Source organism: Paenibacillus polymyxa (assembly GCF_015710975.1).
Classification (GTDB): Bacteria; Bacillota; Bacilli; order Paenibacillales; family Paenibacillaceae; genus Paenibacillus; species Paenibacillus polymyxa.
The window spans coordinates 2,426,235-2,444,842 of record NZ_CP049783.1 but is presented as its reverse complement, the minus strand read 5'-3'; the positions used below and the strand labels follow the sequence as shown (position 1 = coordinate 2,444,842).

General features: G+C 46.8%; 9 protein-coding genes. 1 reads left to right on the top strand and 8 read right to left on the bottom strand.

What is annotated here, in order from left to right; all coding sequences use genetic code 11:
- Positions 1 to 360: 360 nt before the first annotated feature.
- The gene (hpf, locus tag G7035_RS10980) at positions 361 to 921 is read right to left on the bottom strand and encodes a ribosome hibernation-promoting factor, HPF/YfiA family (RefSeq protein WP_016822933.1); all 561 of its coding nucleotides are present in this window, start codon (positions 919 to 921) and stop codon (positions 361 to 363) included.
- A gap of 438 nt (positions 922 to 1,359) precedes the next feature.
- On the opposite strand from hpf, the gene G7035_RS10975 reads away from it, so the two are divergent.
- Complete coding sequence (locus G7035_RS10975; RefSeq protein ID WP_019688778.1) at positions 1,360 to 12,435, top strand: DUF11 domain-containing protein; 11,076 nt, start codon at positions 1,360 to 1,362, stop codon at positions 12,433 to 12,435.
- 165 nt (positions 12,436 to 12,600) lie between these two features.
- Here the strand turns inward: G7035_RS10975 and G7035_RS10970 are convergent, their stop codons facing one another.
- The 7 genes from G7035_RS10970 to G7035_RS10940 all read right to left on the bottom strand — a co-directional run bounded on the left by G7035_RS10970 (position 12,601) and on the right by G7035_RS10940 (position 18,599).
- On the bottom strand, positions 12,601 to 12,798 hold the full coding sequence (locus G7035_RS10970) for a cold shock domain-containing protein (RefSeq protein WP_013373372.1): 198 nt from the start codon (positions 12,796 to 12,798) through the stop codon (positions 12,601 to 12,603).
- A gap of 314 nt (positions 12,799 to 13,112) precedes the next feature.
- Positions 13,113 to 14,297, bottom strand: coding sequence for a UDP-4-amino-4,6-dideoxy-N-acetyl-beta-L-altrosamine transaminase (pseC, locus tag G7035_RS10965; RefSeq protein WP_019688779.1), 1,185 nt, complete (start codon positions 14,295 to 14,297; stop codon positions 13,113 to 13,115).
- 30 nt (positions 14,298 to 14,327) lie between these two features.
- Positions 14,328 to 15,275, bottom strand: coding sequence for a dTDP-glucose 4,6-dehydratase (locus G7035_RS10960; RefSeq protein WP_019688780.1), 948 nt, complete (start codon positions 15,273 to 15,275; stop codon positions 14,328 to 14,330).
- Positions 15,276 to 15,299: 24 nt separating this feature from the next.
- Positions 15,300 to 16,331, bottom strand: a complete 1,032-nt coding sequence (gene pseI, locus G7035_RS10955) for a pseudaminic acid synthase (RefSeq protein WP_080561212.1) — start codon at positions 16,329 to 16,331, stop codon at positions 15,300 to 15,302.
- A 10-nt stretch (positions 16,332 to 16,341) separates the two neighbouring features.
- A complete protein-coding gene (locus G7035_RS10950; RefSeq protein ID WP_019688782.1) occupies positions 16,342 to 16,809 on the bottom strand; it encodes a GNAT family N-acetyltransferase in 468 nt (155 codons plus the stop codon).
- Between the two features lie 15 nt (positions 16,810 to 16,824).
- Positions 16,825 to 17,868, bottom strand: coding sequence for a UDP-2,4-diacetamido-2,4,6-trideoxy-beta-L-altropyranose hydrolase (gene pseG, locus G7035_RS10945; protein WP_019688783.1), 1,044 nt, complete (start codon positions 17,866 to 17,868; stop codon positions 16,825 to 16,827).
- A complete protein-coding gene (locus G7035_RS10940; RefSeq protein WP_019688784.1) occupies positions 17,868 to 18,599 on the bottom strand; it encodes a cytidylyltransferase domain-containing protein in 732 nt (243 codons plus the stop codon). The genes pseG and G7035_RS10940 overlap by 1 nt, the downstream gene beginning before the upstream one ends.
- Positions 18,600 to 18,608 lie beyond the last annotated feature (9 nt).

The window sequence follows — 18,608 nt, the reverse complement described above, 5'->3', positions numbered from 1 at the left end:
AGGGTCCATGATGAAATTGATTCCCGATATGTTTGACAGGCCCGGCTATACCAGCCCATCGTGCGATGTTCTTTGCATAAATTGTAACAGTTTGTAGGACATGCCGCAACACAAGCAGCCTCCAGATTTGCATCCGGTTAAAGATACCAAAACAATTGACGCACGAAATACACAATTGGTTACACCTGTCCAAGCTGAAATTTTCAATCATGTTTACAATAAACATATAAAAGAGCCCTATCCCGCCAGGTTCGCAAGGATAAGGCTCGTGTTATGATCATTTTCCTAATATCCATGAAGCATGCTTCAATCGAAAACATTCTATTCACTTTAAAATGTGATGAGTTTCTGCTTCACAGGCTATTCTCGTTCGATCAGACCGTATTTACCATCATTGCGTTTGTAAACTACGTTAACTTCCTCATTATCAATATTAGAAAATACGAAGAAATTATGTCCAACCATGTTCATTTGCAGAATAGCTTCTTCCACATCCATAGGTTTCAACAAGAAACGCTTGGTACGAACGACTTCCAGCTCATCCATTTCCGCATCCTCATCTTCGGCAACAGCCACGCTACCCGCTGGATCTTCCACAAAAAGAGTTTTCAAACTACCTTCCTGCCGGAATTTCCGGTTAAGCTTAGTTTTGTGCTTGCGAATTTGCCGTTCTAGCTTGTCTACCACGGCATCAATGGATGCATACATGTCATCGCTTTCGTCTTCGGCACGGAGTACAAGCCCCGGCAAAGGAATGGTTACTTCTACAGTGTGCAAATCTCTGGTTGTGCTTAACGTTACACTTCCATCAGACGTCGGGGGTGCATCGAAATACTTCTCAAGTCTGCTGAATTTCTTTTCAACGTAGTCCTTCAAAGCGTCGGTAACCTCGATCTGTTGACCTCGTACTGTTAAGTTCATAGGGCACGCCTCCTTTGCCTCTTCAGTATAACACATATGTTAACGCCAAGTAAAAAAACCTATCAACATTTCGACGGATTTTTACAAAATCCCTCATGATTCGATAAAACGCTTCCAATAACGCCATTCTATGAAAAGGGTCATGTTTAATTTTAGCTCGCATACATATGTGAATAATGAAGAGATATTTAAATAGCTACTCCGCTGGTGTCGTGACAGATCCACTATTTGGAGCTCATGCTAATCTATTTTATCGAAGGAGGAGGGGGGGCCATATCAAGCTGAATCAGGTATAGGAACTTATGCCGTATGCAAGACCTGATTATCATGCAGGCAATTTATACGAAAGGATCATTACACCCAGCCTAGCTGGCTCTTCCCCTTCAAAAATCTCTGAGGTATCTAATTGGGAAGAGATGGAAAGTAGGAAGTTAATCCATGGCTTTTATTCAGCGTTACGCAACGAACCAGACCGGGGCTATTACCTTTATAGGGAATACACTCGGGCTGGCACGTTCTGCTTCGGTAGGGGTGCCGGGTACTGCGACCAGCATCGGCGCTTTCATCACAACCAATACAGCCTCACGCTTCGGCACGTATCCATTCGGCACGACTTCTGCCTTTGCCAGTAACTCATCGACAGCATTCCTCGTGCTCCCTGCGGGCAGTACAGTGCTGTATGCTGAGCTTATTTGGGGAGGAAGCTATGCCAACGGCAGTACCAATGTATTGTCCAGCGCCAGCAATCCGATCACATTTCAGACGCCTGCTTTATCTACTACAGTCAGCCCTGAATCTGCAACATCGGTCAACGTCACCAGTCTCAGTACCTATGTGAGAACCGCAAATGTAACAAATTTGGTCATTCAAGGCGGCGCAGGGGCATACACGGTCGGAAATGTAACGGGCACCATCACGGTCCCCGATTCTACCAACACCAACCACGCTGGATGGACACTGGCAGTGGTATACAATAACCCGTCTCTCCCCTTCCGTAACCTATCGCTGCGTGTAGGCGGTGAAGGAGTTAGCAGCGCTACTGGCTCGGTCAACGTGGTAGTGAGCGGGTTTGCCACGCCTGTACAGGGGACTTTGCGCGGCAGGGCGTTAATTAGCGCCCAAGAGGGTGACGTGGATATCACCGGGGATCGTGCGTTATTTGGACCTACCACATCCAGCTTAACTGCGCTGTCTGGGCCCAACAATTTTTCGACTAATTTTTTTGCGTCGCAAATTAACGGGGATGATGGCACACTCGTCACGACAGGGAGCTTCGGTACCACTAATGCGGTGAATGGGACACCTGGGACGCAGGTCACGGGGGGACGGCAAGGCTGGGACATTACCAACGTCGATATCTCCTCCACACTGCTAAACAGCCAAACCAGCGGTGTCCTTCAACTAACCACTAATGGCGATATTTATACCGTCAATGCCAATGCCATTCAAATTGATATCAATGCTCCGCTGGTGACTCTAACCAAAACTGCTAGCTCTACGGGATTGGTTATTGGCGATACAGTTACTTACACGGTTAACATTTCAAATACGGGGCTCGTCAGCGCGTCTAACACAGTACTTACCGACACCATACCAGCCGGAGCTACCTTTGTACCCGGCAGCGTTATTGTCGCGGGCACTGCCCAGCCCACAGCCAATCCTGCAACAGGTATTACAGTGGGCAGCGTAGCTCCTTCTTCCACGGTAACCATTACATTCCGAGCAACAGTCACCTCATTGCCAGCCAATGCGCAGCTAGGCAATCAGGCATCGGCAGCCTTTTCCTTTCAAACCGTGCCTGGCGGGCCTGTCATTTCTGGTAATGTTCCTTCCAATACTGCGAGTACACCGATCTATCAACCCGTTATTGGGATTGTTAAAAGTGCCAATACATCGGCTGCTACAGTAGGAGACACCATTACGTACACGTTTCAAATATCCAACACGGGTAGCATTGCTGCGAATCTCAACTTTACAGAGAGCATCCCGGCGGGCTCATCCTTTGTTCCGGGCAGTGTGACCATTGGCGGTTCTTCCGTGCCTGCTGCCAATCCTGCTGCTGGCTTTTCAGTAGGAACGATTAATACAGGGTCTACTATACCGGTGACCTTCCAAACCCTCGTCAATGCTGTTCCTGCCTCTGGCAACTTGATAGATCAGGCGACCTACACGTACACCTTTACGCCACCTGACGGACGTATATTGAATGGAAACGGCACATCCAACACGCTCACCATTCCTGTATCCTCGCCGAATGTGACCGTGACCAAAGCCTCTTCCCTAGCGGCTGCCGCTGTTGGCGAAACCGTTCAGTTTACGATAACCGCCACAAACAACGGCATTGCAAATGTGACCAATGTCGTGGTAACTGATCCGCTACCTAGTGGAGTTGCCTTCGTACCCGGCAGCGTCACCATAAACGGGACACCAGCTACGACAGCTTCGCCTGTAACCGGGATTCCAATTGGCACTTTAGCTCCAGGCGCATCGGTAACGATTGTATTTCGAGCAGCCATTAATTCATTGCCTTCTCCCGCGCAAATCAACAATCGCGCGATCGTCAGCTTTACCTCCGGTGCCTTTACCGGATCATCGTTGTCCAATCTTGTAGCTATACCTGTCGTGATTGCAGCGCCAACGATTACTAAAAGCGCAAGCTCCAACCGTGCCAGCGTCGGTGGAACGATTACTTATTCATTTCTCATCGCCAACACCGGTACAGCCGTGTTAAATACGACCTTAACGGAAACTGTACCGGCAGGCTCCACCTTTATTCCAGGGAGCGTCATTGTTGGCGGATCTTCGGTTCCGGGGGCCAACCCCAATACCGGAATTCCAGTAGGCACAGTGAATCCTGGAGCACAAATTACAGTCTCGTTTCGCACCACAGTAGACTCTCTCCCACCCGGAGGTGGATTAAACGATCAGGGACAGCTCCAGTATTCCTATCAATTGCAAGACGGGAGAACCCTGTCGGGCACACTTCTTTCAAATATCGTTTCCGTATCCATATCTCTCCCCAACGTAGCAGTAACCAAGTCTGCCGGATTCACATCCGTTAGTGTAGGCGAAACGCTAACCTACAGTGTAAATGCCGTTAATAACGGAATTGATCCCATCACCAACGCCTTGATTACCGATCCGCTCCCTAGTAGTGTGTCATTTGTACCCGGGAGCGTAACCGTTGGCGGTTCACCTGTGAGCACGGCTGACCCCAGAAGCGGTATTCCTGTCGGCAACATCAGCGCAGGCGCATCTGTTCTAGTGTCCTATGCCGTGCTGGTCAATTCCGTCCCGTCCGTACAGCCGCTGCAAAACACGGCCAGTGTCAGTTTTACCAGTGGCACCTTTACCGGAACCTCCCAGACGAATACGGTTGCTGTGCCCGTTTATCAGCCGCGTATCAGCGTCGCCAAATCTGCAAGCACAACAGCAGCTACGATTGGCGACACGATTTTGTATACCTTGTCGGTCACAAATAGCGGCAACTATAATGCTTCTGTCACGCTGACTGATGCTATTCCTTCCGGGTCTACTTTTATAGAGAACAGCGTGGTAATCAATGGTGTTAGTCAGCCGGGAGCCAGTCCAGCAGCAGGTATTTTTATCGGAACCGTGTCACCGCAAAGCCCGATCACACTGACATTTCAAACTGTAGTGACCTCTCTTCCAACGCCATCTGTGCTGACAGACCAGGCCAACGCCGCCATTTCCTTTACGCTGCCTGATGGGCGAGTGCGAACAGATAGCTCATCATCCAACGTGTTATCCATTCCTGTGTCTGCGCCAAATGTGTCCATTTCAAAGACCGCAGACCGTTCCACTGCCATTCCAGGCGATTCAGTGTTATACACGCTGACAGTACTCAATAACGGTATCCAGGCAGTGAACAATGTGGTCGTTTCCGATCCGATCCCGCCTGGCTCCCAATTCACTGCGGGCAGCGTAACACTGAATGGCATCGCAGTGGCTAACGGAGATCCGGCATTAGGTATCCCGGTTGGGAGCATTGCCCCAGGAGGAGGGGCGACGATCACGTTCAGGGTCACGGTATCCTCTCCATTGCCGAGCCCACCGCAGCTCACCAATCAAGCGCGTGTCAGCTATACCAGCGGCGCTTTTTCAGGTGTTTCAGTATCTAATCCGGTGACAGTAGCCGTCAATGCTCCAGTGCTAACTGTAAGTAAAATTGCTGACCCCCTACAGGCAACGGTTGGCGATATCGTTACGTATTCTGTGGCAGTGACCAACAATGGAAACATTGCTGCTGCTGCCACATTAACAGACAATATCCCCACAGGCTCGGCACTGGTGCCGAACAGTGTGGTCGTTAACGGTACTCCTGCTCCGGGTGCCAGTCCCGCAACAGGTCTGTCTATTGGCTCCATTGCACCAGGAGCCACAACTCAAACAACTTTTCAGGTGGTGATTACTTCCGTGCCTTTACCTCCCCAACTCACCGACCAGGCGAATATCAGCTTTTCCTTTCAACCGCCCGATGGCCGGATTGTTAACGGCAATGTTTCGTCCAATATCGTCACAATTCCTGTTTCATCGCCCAATGTGCAGGTCAGTAAAAGCACCTCGGCAACTGATGCCGTTCCTGGTGATACGATAACCTATACTATTACAGCTACCAATAGTGGGATCGCAATCGTAACAGATGTCCGCGTGACCGATACCATTCCGACAGGCTCCTCTTTTGTTCCTGGCTCCGTTATCGTAAATGGAACAACGCTGCCGTCAGCCAGCCCCGTGACCGGGATTCCAGTCGGTTCTATCGCAGCCGGGGCGTCAGCAACGGTCACCTTTTCCGTGTCTGTTAACAGTCTACCTGATCCACCCCAACTGAGTGACCAGGCCACGGTTTCTTTTACCAGCGGCACACTGAATTTCACCTCACTCTCCAACACCGTTGTCGTTCCCGTTTACCAACCTATTATCAACCTCGTTAAAACTGCTAATATGAGTCAAGCAACCGTAGGCGATACCGTAGTCTATACACTGACCGCCCAAAATACAGGTAATTTAGCAGCAACAGCTACCTTTACCGATGCCATTCCATCAGGCTCCTCCTTTATACCCAACAGCGTCACCGTAAATGGTTTACCTGTTGCCGGGGCTAACCCCCAAACGGGTGTGGTGGTCGGAAATATTGCAGCAGGATCCTCTGTCGCTTTAACCTTTCAAGTGGTCATTAATGCTGTCCCTACAGGCTTGGGCCTGTTAAATCAAGGTTCGGCCACATTCACTTTCCAGCCGCCTGACGGTCGAACATTAAACGGAAGCGTCCAATCGAATCCGGTGTTTATTCCTGTATCCAATCCAGATGTCACCGTGACCAAAACAGTCAATCAGACGTCTGTAGCCTTTGGAGACACCATAACGTACACCATTACCGCAGCAAACAATGGCATTACACCGGTGACAGGAACGGTCTTTATCGACCCGATTGCTGACGGTACTACTTTTGTACCTAACTCCGTACAAGTCAACGGTGTCACTATACCGGGAGCCAACATTGCCACAGGCGTGTCCGTGGGCACTGTCCCTTCTGCCAGCTCGGCAACGGTCACTTTCCAGGCCACAGTAACCTCCTTGCCAGCATCAGGTTTGTCAACGGATCAGGCAACGGTCTCCTTTAATTCTGGGGCTTTCGCAGGCCAATCCGTCTCGAATCAAGTTAGCCTGCCTGTATTTCAGCCGATTTTGAATGTGACCAATACTCTGAGCGCAGATCGTGCAACCGTAGGGAATACGCTTGGTTTTATCATCACTGTCACGAATACAGGCAATGCGCCCGCAGAGACAGTCGTGCTTGATCTGTTATCCAGCTCGCTTAGCCTGAATCAAAATAGCGTGTTGGTCAACGGTGCGCCTATTCCCGGGGCAGACCCGATTACAGGTATTAATATCGGCTCGGTCGCCCCAGGTGCGACGGTAACCGTCTCATTTAGCGCCGTGGTCATATCGGTACCACCTGGCTCTATACTAACCAACCAAGCCACTGTGAACTACACGTTCCAACTGCCGGATGGACGTACGTTGACCGGCAGCGGTGCCGCATTGCCCGTATCCATTCCGATCTCATCACCGAACGTTACAGTTACGAAGGCAGCTGATGTGGCAGTCGCTGTCGTGGGCGATTCTGTTCCCTACGTCATAACTGCGTTCAATAACGGACTCGATCCAGTGACTGGCGTAATCGTCACAGACACCATTCCTTTCGGAACCGCCTTTGTACCGGGCAGCGTTACAATCAATGGTACTCCTGTTGTTACAGCCAACCCGCAAAATGGCATTCCTGTCGGGACGCTTGGAGCCGGTGGTGGAGCCACCATTCGTTTTTTGCTTAACGTACAGTCACTGCCGTCACCAGCGTCCATTACCAATGAAGCAACCGTCAGCTTTACTTCAGGTGTATTTAATGGATTTTCTGTGTCCAACCCCGTTACCATCCCTGTGTACCAACCCATCGTCACTGTATCAAAAAGTGCAGGAACGGGAAGAGCTACGGTTGGAGATACTGTGACCTACACATTCTCTGTTACTAACTCTGGGAACATTGGCGCCGATACCGTCCTTACTGATCCGATTCCAGCCGGGGCTGCCTTTATCCCTAATAGTGTAGTGATCAACGGCACGGCCGCACCTGGCTCAGATCCAACCGTCGGGATTCCCTTAGGTATTATAGGCGCCGCTACGACCGTCGCACTGACCTTCCAGGCAGTTATTACCTCACTGCCCGCGTCGGGTACACTGGTCAATCAGGCGACCGCTGCTTTCAGCTATCAGCCACCAGATGGCCGTGTCCTGACCGGAAGTGCAGTATCTCCGGCCGTGACCGTCTCCGTCTCTTCGCCGGATGTGGACGTTATCAAGACAGCCTCTGCCACAGTTGCCGTAGTCGGAGATACCATTACTTATACCGTGGTCGCTACGAATAACGGAATCAGCCCAGTCGTGAATGCCGTCGTATCTGATCCACTGCCGCCAGGCACCAGCTTTGTCCCCGGCAGTGTGACCGTGAATAGCACATCTGTGCCTGCTGCGTCACCAATCTCAGGTATCCCTGTAGGCACCATTGCAGTAGGTGGCTCAGCAGCCGTTACATTCCAGGTCTCCGTTGCCAGTCTGCCTCAGCCGCCGCAAATAACCAACCAAGCGACTGTCAGCTTTACTTCAGGCGCGTTGACCTCGTCTTCGCAATCCGATCCGGTGACCTTGCCCGTTTATCAGCCGATCATCGGCCTGACCAAAACCGCTAATACCATCAACACACAGATCGGATCGACATTGGTCTACACCTTGACGTTAACCAATACTGGAAATATCGCCGTTTTACCTGTTCTGTCGGATAACATTCCTGTAGGTTCTGAACTATTACCTAACAGCGTAGTCGTTAACGGCATCCTGGTGCCAGGAGCTTCGCCAGTTACAGGCATAACACTCGGATCACTGGCCCCTTCAGGCAGTATCACAGTAAGTTTCCAAACCATCGTCTCGTCTCTGCCAACTCCGCCTATACTGACCGACCAAGGGCAAGTGAACTTTACGTACTCACCACCGGATGGTAGAGTGCTGAGCGGTACTGTCACATCCAATACAGTTAATGTCGCTGTGTCTGCACCTAATATTCAGGTGACTAAAACATCCAGTCTGGCAGCCGCTGTAGTTGGAGATACGATCAGATATACACTGAGTATTACGAATAGCGGTGTGGATTCCGTCACAGATACCGTTGTAACCGATACAATCCCAGCAGGTACTTCATTCGTTCCGGGTAGTGTCCTTATCGACGGGGTACCTTTCCCTAACGCCTCGCCCATTGCTGGAATTGTCATCGGAAACGTCGCACCTGGAAATACATTTATCGTGAGTTTCCAAACTTCTGTCCAAAGCTTGCCGCAACCACCACTGCTCACGGATATTGCATCCGTCACATTTACCAGCGGAACGTTCACCGGCACTGCCTTTTCCGATCCACTCATCGTCCCTGTGTTCCAGCCGTTAATTACACTTACTAAAGCATCGAGCACTGTTAACGCCTCCGTCGGCGATACACTAACCTATACGATTACAGCTGTGAATAACGGTAATATTGCAGCTGCCCTTACGATCAGTGATAATATCCCTGCCGGATCATCATTCCTTGCCAACAGTGTCAGTATCGCTGGCAGTCCACAACCTGGTGTGTCCATCGAAACGGGCGTCCCGGTTGGATCTGTGCTGCCGGGCGGAACGGTATCCGTAACTTTCCAAACCGTTATCAATGCTCTGCCTAATCCACAGGTACTGGTCGATCAAGCATCAGGCTCATTCACTTTCCAACCGCCGGATGGCAGAACCGTATCAGGATCAGTTGTATCCAACACAGTTAGTATCTCTGTATCTTCGCCAGATGTGAGCATTGTCAAAGGAACAGCAGCTACAGACGCCATTGTCGGCGATATCATCACCTATACTTTGGCTGTCTCCAACAATGGAATCAGTACCGCCAATAATATAGTGGTTTCAGATGTCATTGCAGCGGGAAGCTCCTTTGTGAATGGCAGTGTTACTGTAAACGGAACCTCCTTCCCTGATGGAAATCCGGGATTTGGCATTGCCATCGGTACACTCACTCCTGGAGCCGTTACTACCGTTACATTCCAGGTTCGAGTTGATTTCTTACCCGCACCTGCACAATTAACCAATCAGGCATCAGTTAGCTTTACCAGCGGGGCATTTACTGGCAGCTCAATATCTAATGTGGTGACTATTCCAGTCTTCCAGCCGATCCTGACAGCAGTCAAAACAAGCAGTACCAACAATGCCACCATAGGGGACATCATCACCTACACCATTGTCGTATCCAACACCGGAAACATTGCTGCCTCAACTACGGTAAGTGACAATATTCCAGACGGCTCCGTATTCCTTCCAAATACAGTGTCGATTAACGGCATCGCTGCTCCTGGTGCAAGCCCAGTTTCCGGCATCCCGACTCCAGCTATAGCACCAGGACAATCGGCAACCGTTACTTTCCAAGTGCTGGTATCCTCCATCCCTACAGCTGTACTACTGGTAGACCAGGCTGAGGTAGGCTATCGCTTTAATGCTCCAGATGGCCGAGAGGCTAGCGGATTCCATTTATCCAACATCGTTGAGGTTGCCGTGTCACCGCTAGATATCACCTTAAGTAAAAGCGTAAGCTCACCTTTCGCCACTACTGGCAATACCCTGACGTATGAACTCGTGATTCATAACGAGGATGCGGACACCGTGCAAAATGCCCGTTTGCTGGATACATTGCCAGAGGATATCGAGTTTATTACAGACTCAGTTCAGATTAACGGGTCTACCGTGGCTGGAATCGATCCTAATGATGGCATACCGTTGCCTTCATTAGAAGCGAATACCAAGACCCTTATATCCTTTGAAGTCCGTATCGCAGCTACCGAACAGCCGGGACCGCGTACCAACCAGGCCCGCTTGTTGCTCACAAATGGTGAAGAATCGAGTGCCATTTTGTCCAATCCTGTGACGGTTGCTATACTCCAGCCTGTAGTGAACCTTACGAAATTAACCAATACAGAGATCGCACATCCGGGTCAAAGCGTCACCTATTCCATCATCGCGGAAAACACCGGAAATATTGGGGCCTTCGGCTTGTTGGCTGACTTATTGCCACCTGATCTCTCCTTTGTTCCCGGCTCTGTTTCGGTTAATGGAGTTGCTCAATATGGTGCCAGTCCAGAACAAGGTATTACGCTAGGCGCTATTGCACCAGGAGAAAAAACGACTACTGTCTTCTCCGCACTTGTCGTTCGTGTCCCTGAGTCGGGCTTACTAGAGAATCAAGCTTCGCTGACTTACTCCTACCAGCTGCCGGATGGGCGAAGCCTAGATCAGCAAACCACTTCGCCTTCCGTCTCGGTTAAAGTAGCCGCTGCCGATCAAGGAGCCTTGTCAGCTGTGCTGCACACGACGGTATCTACTGTCGCATTGGGTGATGCTGTGCCTTATCAGCTGACCCTTGTTAATGATGGAGGTTCCGTCGTTACCGACATCGTGTTAGCCGATTACGTACCAAGTGGCACCATCATAAATCCGGACAGCTTGAAAATTAACGGTTCTCCATCTGCCTCTAGCAAGCCGGGTGAACCACTCTTTATCGGCAGCTTACAGGCGGGACAGACAATTAACGTATCCTACACCGTAATTGTTCAATCTCTGCCGGTCGGAGGACGTCTAAATAATAATGTGCGACTTCAGTATGCTGATAGTGGCGGTGCGAGCGAGGTCACCAGCAATACCGTGACTGTAGCTGTTTTTGATCCGCAGCTTTCCGCAAACATCTCCACAGAAAATAAGGAGGCCCTAGCAGGAGAAACCCTGACCTACACGGTACTGCTCCATAACTTTGGCAACATTACTTCAGAAGTTATTCTGCAGAATTTTATTCCTGCCGGAACCCTATACATTCCTGGCAGCATCCAGCTGGACGGTCAATCGTTGGCAGAAGCCGATCCTGCTGTCGGAGTTAGTCTAGGTTCTGTGGAACCTGGTCAGTCATTGACCCTGACTTATCAGGTAACCGTATCCGAGGCACCACCATCTGGCTACATCGTAAATCAAGCTGCCTTTACCTACTCATTTACATTGCCTGGAGGAAGAATCGTACCAGGCACATTGACTACAAATACCGTGACGATCCCAGTGGTATTCCCACTGCTTGAATTAGTGAAACAGGTGAACACCCATGACGCTTCTGTAGGAGACACTCTGACCTTCACCATTCAGATTACAAATAAGGGGGGAATCTCGGCGCAGTATCCATTGTTCACGGACCCATTGCCGCATGGACTTGTTTATGTGCCCAACAGCCTGACTATCCAAGAAAAAGCACAGCCAGGCGCAAATCCTGGCACTGGTATTACGCTCCCGGATATTGCACCAGGAGAGACGCTCACCCTTACGCTCCAGGCACAAATCCGTGAAGCACCTGCAGATGGTACATTTAGCAACCAGGCCACCATCGAATATACCTCGCGTCGTAGTGGTGGAGAGACCCTGCAGGAAACCGCTCAAACCAACACTGTAGGCGTGGCCGTCATTGCAGCCATTCCTAAACTTACACTTAGCTCCAGCGCTCTGCGTGTCGGGCAAGAAGATACCCTGTCCTTCACCGTCCAGGTGGAAAACATCGGCAACACTCCGCTAGAGGAGCTATTGCTCACAGCACCATTCTCAGCCGAAGATTTCCTTGTACTGAGAACCGTCACCGTGAACTCTGTGCCAATTCCGCATCCTAATCTGCTCCAAGGTATCCCGTTAGGCCAGCTTGATCCTGACCATAAAGCCGTCATCGTCTTCTCCTTCGATATCGAATCTGCACTCCGCGCGTACTTGATCGCCCAGGCCATCCTGCGCTATCAATTCCGTTATCCAGACGGACGCGTAGAGAAACAATCTGCCTCCTCCAATACCATTTTTGTGGAAATGGCTGACTTTGACGGTTCTCTAGAATAAACGTTTTGTTGAATTTAGCTGAGCTCCTTACCATTAGGTAAGGGGCTTTTTTATTTATGTAAAAAAACATAAAAAAGCCCTGGAATATATTCCAGGGCAGTTGCTAGCGCGTTATCCATTGCTAACCATCTTACCAATTATGTAGGTCGGCTATGCCGGGGATGATTATAATTTGGTTACGTTAGCGGCTTGTGGTCCACGTGCGCCTTCGACGATGTCGAACTCCACGTCTTGTCCTTCTTCAAGTGTTTTGAAACCTTCTGTTTGAATTGCGGAAAAATGTACAAATACGTCGCCGCCGTCAGCCGTTTCGATGAAACCATAACCTTTTTCTGCGTTAAACCATTTTACTTTACCTTGCATGCACTAACATTCCCTTCGTCATCAAATGAAGTGAAGCTCTCGCCCACATTTTTGACTATACCACCCAAAGTTATCCATTGTCAATTGGAATTGATAATGTTTTCATACATTTTTTTACCACAAATTAGGGTTCGGTATTGATTTAGTCAAGGGGGAGTAAAGGCAAAAAATAAAGGAGCTTCTCAGCTCCTTTACCCTAAAAAAATTAATTTGAATCAAAAAATTAAAATAAATTTCTCTGACAAATCGACTTACTCACGGAGAAAACCACTGCATCTTATATATCAATTCACTTTGTTACATTTTTCAGTAGCTCACCTTGTATACTTGGTCCATATCTTACGAATCGCCCGGATTACATCCTGTACATCCTTATCTGTCATCTTAGGAAAAAGGGGAAGGGTTACTGCTGTCCGATAATACTCCTCAGCGTTCGGGCACAGTCCTTCCTCATATCCCAGGCGTTGGTAATAAGGTTGTAGATAAACAGGAATGTAATGCACATTTACACCAATATTTTCAGAACGCAGTGCCTCAAATATTGTTTTCCGATCTACTTTAAAATGCTCAGGTTGCCAACGGATAACGTACAAGTGCCAGCTGGAGTGGGCCCCCGCAAGTTGTTCAGGAAGAACAATCCCTGTCAACTCACTCAAAGCTTCATTATACGCCCGAGCGATTGTGCGACGTTTATCTACAAATGTATCCAGCCTGTCCATTTGGGAATGACCTAATGCAGCCTGGATATCTGTCATACGATAGTTATATCCCAGTTCCTGCATTTCGTAATACCAAGGGCCGTCGTTTTTTGTCAATTCCTGTGGATCTCGTGTCATACCGTGACTACGGAATAGCAACAATTTTCGATAAAATTCCTCAGAATTCGTCGTAATGATGCCGCCCTCGCCTGTCGTAATATGCTTGACCGGATGGAAACTAAACATAGTCATATCCGCCCATGAACCTACTTTGTTACCTTGGTAATCTGCTCCCAAAGAGTGAGCAGCATCCTCAATTAACACCAGCCCATGATCCCGGCATAACATCGATATCTTATCAAGCTCAGCTGGCTGACCCGTAAAGTCGACGGCTATAACCGCCCGGGTATGCTCAGTAATCCGCTCAGCAATCCGTTCCGCATCAATGTTGTAGGTATTCATATTAATGTCTGCAAACACCGGTGTTCCACCTTGGTATAGCACACAGTTACTACTAGCTAGGAACGTAAGTGGTGTTGTGATGACCTCATCACCTTGTCCGATTCCTGCAGCAAAGCATGCTCCATGCAGTGCGGCAGTTCCGTTAGTGAACGCCACCGCATACTTGGCTCCTACATACTCAGCAACCTTGTTTTCAAACTGCTGAATCGCAGGCCCCTGAGTAATAAAACCACTACGGAGTACCCCCACAACAGCTTGAATATCCTCATCATCAATCCATTGCTGTCCATAGGGCAGCAGCGTATCACGCACAGGTCCTGACAAAAAATCATCGGACATCCTGTTAACCCCCTCTATACTTGAAACAAACTAGATCATGCCACTCTCACGAATCCATCTTGTAGTTCGCTGAATACCTTCTTCCAAACTAATACGTGGTTCCCAACCAAGTAACTCCTTCGCCTTCGTTGAGTTACACAGCAGCTTTTGAATTTCACTTTGCGGATGGATATGCTCTATATGCTTGATACGTGACGAATCACCGCTAATCAGCAAAGCCAAATCATTCACAGTAATATCCTGCCCCAGTCCTGCATTGACAATCTGACCATTAACGCGATCGCTAAAGCCCGCCTCTACAACAAAGCGAGCACAGTCCTCGACATACAGAAGATCACGGGTTTGTGTGCCTTCCCCATAGATGTTAAGTTCTTTACCTTCCAAGTGGTTTTTAATGAAGATTGCGACTACCCCACCTTCACCGCCTGTCTTTTGAAAAGGGCCATACGTATTAAACGGTCGAATAACCACTGTCGGTAACCCGTAAGCAAAATAATAGGAAAGTACCATATTCTCAGCAGCTACCTTCGCTCCTGCATAAGGAGAAGCAGGTTTGGTAGGATGCAGTTCATTAATACCTTTATCGTCACTACAGCGATCATATACCATGCAGGTGCTCATAAAAACTAACTTGGTCTGATGCTTGCGGCATTGCTCCAAAATTGCGAAGGTTCCTAAAGTATCGTTATTAAAAGTAGTGCGTGGATCGTCAATAGAATCCTGTACATTTATCGAAGCTCCCAGATGGTAACAAACTCCAAATTTATATTCTTCGAACAACTGTTCCAACAGCGCTTCGTCCAAAATGCTCCCCTTAATAAACTCCTTGAAGCCGCTATGTTCGACTAATTCCGACAAATTTTCCTCGCGTCCATTCGACAAATCATCTACAATCCAAAGCTGATGCCCATCCTCCAGTAGACGCTTGGCAACCCAACGCCCAATGAAACCAGCGCCACCAGTAAGTAAAATGTTCATATTTTATCTCCTTTATTTTTTAATTCATAAGATATCCCAGCTGATAGGCGTCCCTTTTAATACATTCTTGCGAACGGTTTTTCCTAATATTTGATCTATATACTTCGGTGGAAGACCATAGCCCGGGCGTATAGCCCTAACATTTTCCTCCGTAAGAATATCCCCTACTTGCATATCTTTAGAAATATATAAGGATCTTCGGAATTGAAGAGAAGCTTTTTCTGCATCTGTCGCTCCATATGATATTCCTCCAAGAGATTGCCATGCTCTTTCAGTCTCAATAACTAATGACTTCATTTCTTCCGGTTCCAACGAGAACGTGGAATCTACTCCCCCATCAGCTCTAGACAAAGTAAAATGCTTTTCAATTACAGTGGCACCTAATGCAACACTAGAAACAGCAACTCCTACTCCCATAGTGTGATCAGACAATCCTACTTGGGTGTTGAATAAATCCTTTAAATGAGGAATCGTGCGTATATTCGTGTTTTCAGGTGATGCTGGATACGTACTAGTGCATTTTAACAATACAATTTGATTATTCCCTGTTTCTCTCACTGCTTGAACAGCTTCTTCTAATTCTGATATAGTAGCCATTCCAGTAGAGATGATGACAGGTTTCCCTGTAGAGGCTACCTTTTTAATTAATGGAATATCCGTATTTTCAAAAGAAGCTATTTTATACGCAGGAACATTGAGTGATTCTAAAAAATCCACCGCTGTAGCATCAAAGGGAGTACTGAACCCTATAATCCCTAGCTCATTGCATCTATTAAAAATAGGTTCATGCCATTCCCATGGAGTGTATGCTTCTTGATACAGATTATATAGGCTCTTTCCTTCCCACAGACTGTCCTCATCCTTAATAAAAAATTCTCCTGAATTTATATTAAGAGTCATAGTTTCAGCAGTGTAGGTTTGTATCTTTAGAGCATCTACCCCCGCACCTGCCGCTGCTTCCACAATACGCAAGGCACGTTCTAATGATTGATTATGATTTCCTGACATTTCTGCAATGATGAAGGGACGTGTATTTGCGCTTATTTCCCTATTCATTATTTTAAATTCAGTCAAGATATTTCCCCCTAAGCTCTTTACACATTATTATTTCTTCCTTATTCTCCGAAACGACAGCATAACCCCTTTTACTAAACAATTTAATTGAAGCAATATTGCTTGGCTTTATAAGAGCAGTCAGAACCTTTATTTCATTATTCCAAGAAGTTGTATAACTTTCAATTTCGCATAGTATTTTATTAGCATATCCCTTTTGTCTAAGACTTGGATCAATGCTTATGCTAATTACCGCTTCATTGTCACTCTTTAAGTCTAATCTAACTACTCCTACTAATACTTTATTTTCATAAGCTATGAGTATTTTCCTTGTTTTGATGCCTAATGACTTTTCAAACCAATTTTTATGCTCTTCATAGGGAATTTCGTCCGTGACAAACGAGTTTTTTCTAGTGTCTAAATCATTCCTCAAATTAAAAATGAAGATCGAATCATTCAGGGCCGCGCTTCGAAGTTCCATATGATCCCCACTTATTTAAATAGTAGTCTTCAAGTTCCTGATTACTTTTTCTACACCTTTACCGTCAACAATCTTGAACGCTGTTAGGCTATTGTTCTCTAAGTCACCTTCATAATCCTTTAAATTGTTAACAATATCAAGATCATAAACATCGGAGTAAAAACCCAAGAATTTGTCTATCCCTAACTTTTCTCCCATAATAGCATTATGAATCTGATTTTCAGCAACCGCTATAACCAAACCCGGAAGGCCCATACAATATCGTTCCCAAGTCAAGGTTCCCCCAGAACAAATGGCTAAATCAGCTTTTTTCATAATAGCTGCAACAGAATTAGTTTGAACATGCAGACTCAAACTTTTTTTTGAATCGACAACTTTTCTCAATTCATTGAGATGAGCATATGATTGGCCGACTAGTATTTCAAAATCCAGGTTGCTATCTAATAACCCTTCTTTCTTCAACGCATACAGAGACTTCAACGTCTCATTAGTAGGATCAGTCCCTCCAAAAGTGACCAATACCCTTCGAATGGGGCCACTTCTTGCTTTAACGTTCTGACGTTCCAGCTGAAATTCATCTCTTAGCAGTGCATAACTTGGTCCTATCAATTGTTTGGCATTATTTGTTAACTTACTATATCTTGAATCAGAAGATTCATATAAATTTTGGTCTAGAAGGATATTGCAAATATGCCTCCGATCAGCTAAATCATCAATTACTAAAAGTTTATTAGCAATTCGATACATTCTACTTTCCCATATTTCATCAATTTTATAATGATCAATAATCATCCAATCAAAACCATTATGAAAAGCATTATTGATTTTTGAGCTTACATACACAGCATCCTCAATTGATCCAACCGGATATTCGCTGTTTAAATAAAACGAAATGCAACCTATCTGTTTAATTTTTCCAACTAAGTGATCAGGCATTTGTTGAAAAACAAAAACCACTTCTTTTCCTGAACTGATCAGTGCTTTTGCTAAAGCTAAACAACGCATCACATGTCCTGTACCGATTTCAACAGAGGCATCCGCTCTAATCAAAAATTTCATTATTCCCCCTTGAGCTTCTTCTGCTCTATGTGTGAGTTAATAAGTGCAATTTCTGGGCGAGTCTCCATTAGTTCCATAACATCCTGCCAACCAAAGCTATCCCTATCCTTAAAATAGGTATATATCTGCTGAATTAGCTCCCAATCTTCAGTTGTGTCCAAAGTCCAGCGATAATTAGAGAAATCATTCGGATAAGTAACACTTAGCAAAGAGAATCGATCTGCATTTTGGTAAATATAGGGTGTTACATGTTCTCTTTGCTCTGTACTCTTCGCCTCCAGATGTGCTTTTTCTAGAGAAGCAAAAGAAAACACTTCTGCATCTAACCCTCTTGGGTAAGAACGCTCAATGGTATTGCTGACGTAGTCATAAGAGCCAGTGATGTATTTTTTGATTAGCTGATCAATAATCATAGGATCTATGACAGGACAATCTGAAGTAATACGAATGATCACATCCGCATTATATGTGACAGCCGCTTTATAATAGCGTTCTAACACATCACTTTCACTACCACGATATACTTCAACCCCTGCTTTACGAGCCAGATTTACTATAGTTTCATCTATCATTAAATCAGTAGTTGCTACTACAACTTTACTAATTTGTTTTACTTTTTTTATTCTTTTTACAACCCGCTCAAGTACTGTTACACCCAGTAAATTCAAATTAACTTTTCCTGGTAGGCGAGTAGATCCCATTCTAGCTTGAATGATAGCTACAATATTCATAAGTCCCCA

Coding starts and splice junctions, on each gene's coding strand:
- hpf (WP_016822933.1), bottom strand. CDS start 921: ATGAACTTAACAGTACGAGGTCAACAGATCGAGGTTACCGACGCTTTG.
- G7035_RS10975 (WP_019688778.1), top strand. CDS start 1,360: ATGGCTTTTATTCAGCGTTACGCAACGAACCAGACCGGGGCTATTACC.
- G7035_RS10970 (WP_013373372.1), bottom strand. CDS start 12,798: ATGCAAGGTAAAGTAAAATGGTTTAACGCAGAAAAAGGTTATGGTTTC.
- pseC (WP_019688779.1), bottom strand. CDS start 14,297: ATGTCCGATGATTTTTTGTCAGGACCTGTGCGTGATACGCTGCTGCCC.
- G7035_RS10960 (WP_019688780.1), bottom strand. CDS start 15,275: ATGAACATTTTACTTACTGGTGGCGCTGGTTTCATTGGGCGTTGGGTT.
- pseI (WP_080561212.1), bottom strand. CDS start 16,331: ATGAATAGGGAAATAAGCGCAAATACACGTCCCTTCATCATTGCAGAA.
- G7035_RS10950 (WP_019688782.1), bottom strand. CDS start 16,809: ATGGAACTTCGAAGCGCGGCCCTGAATGATTCGATCTTCATTTTTAAT.
- pseG (WP_019688783.1), bottom strand. CDS start 17,868: ATGAAATTTTTGATTAGAGCGGATGCCTCTGTTGAAATCGGTACAGGA.
- G7035_RS10940 (WP_019688784.1), bottom strand. CDS start 18,599: ATGAATATTGTAGCTATCATTCAAGCTAGAATGGGATCTACTCGCCTA.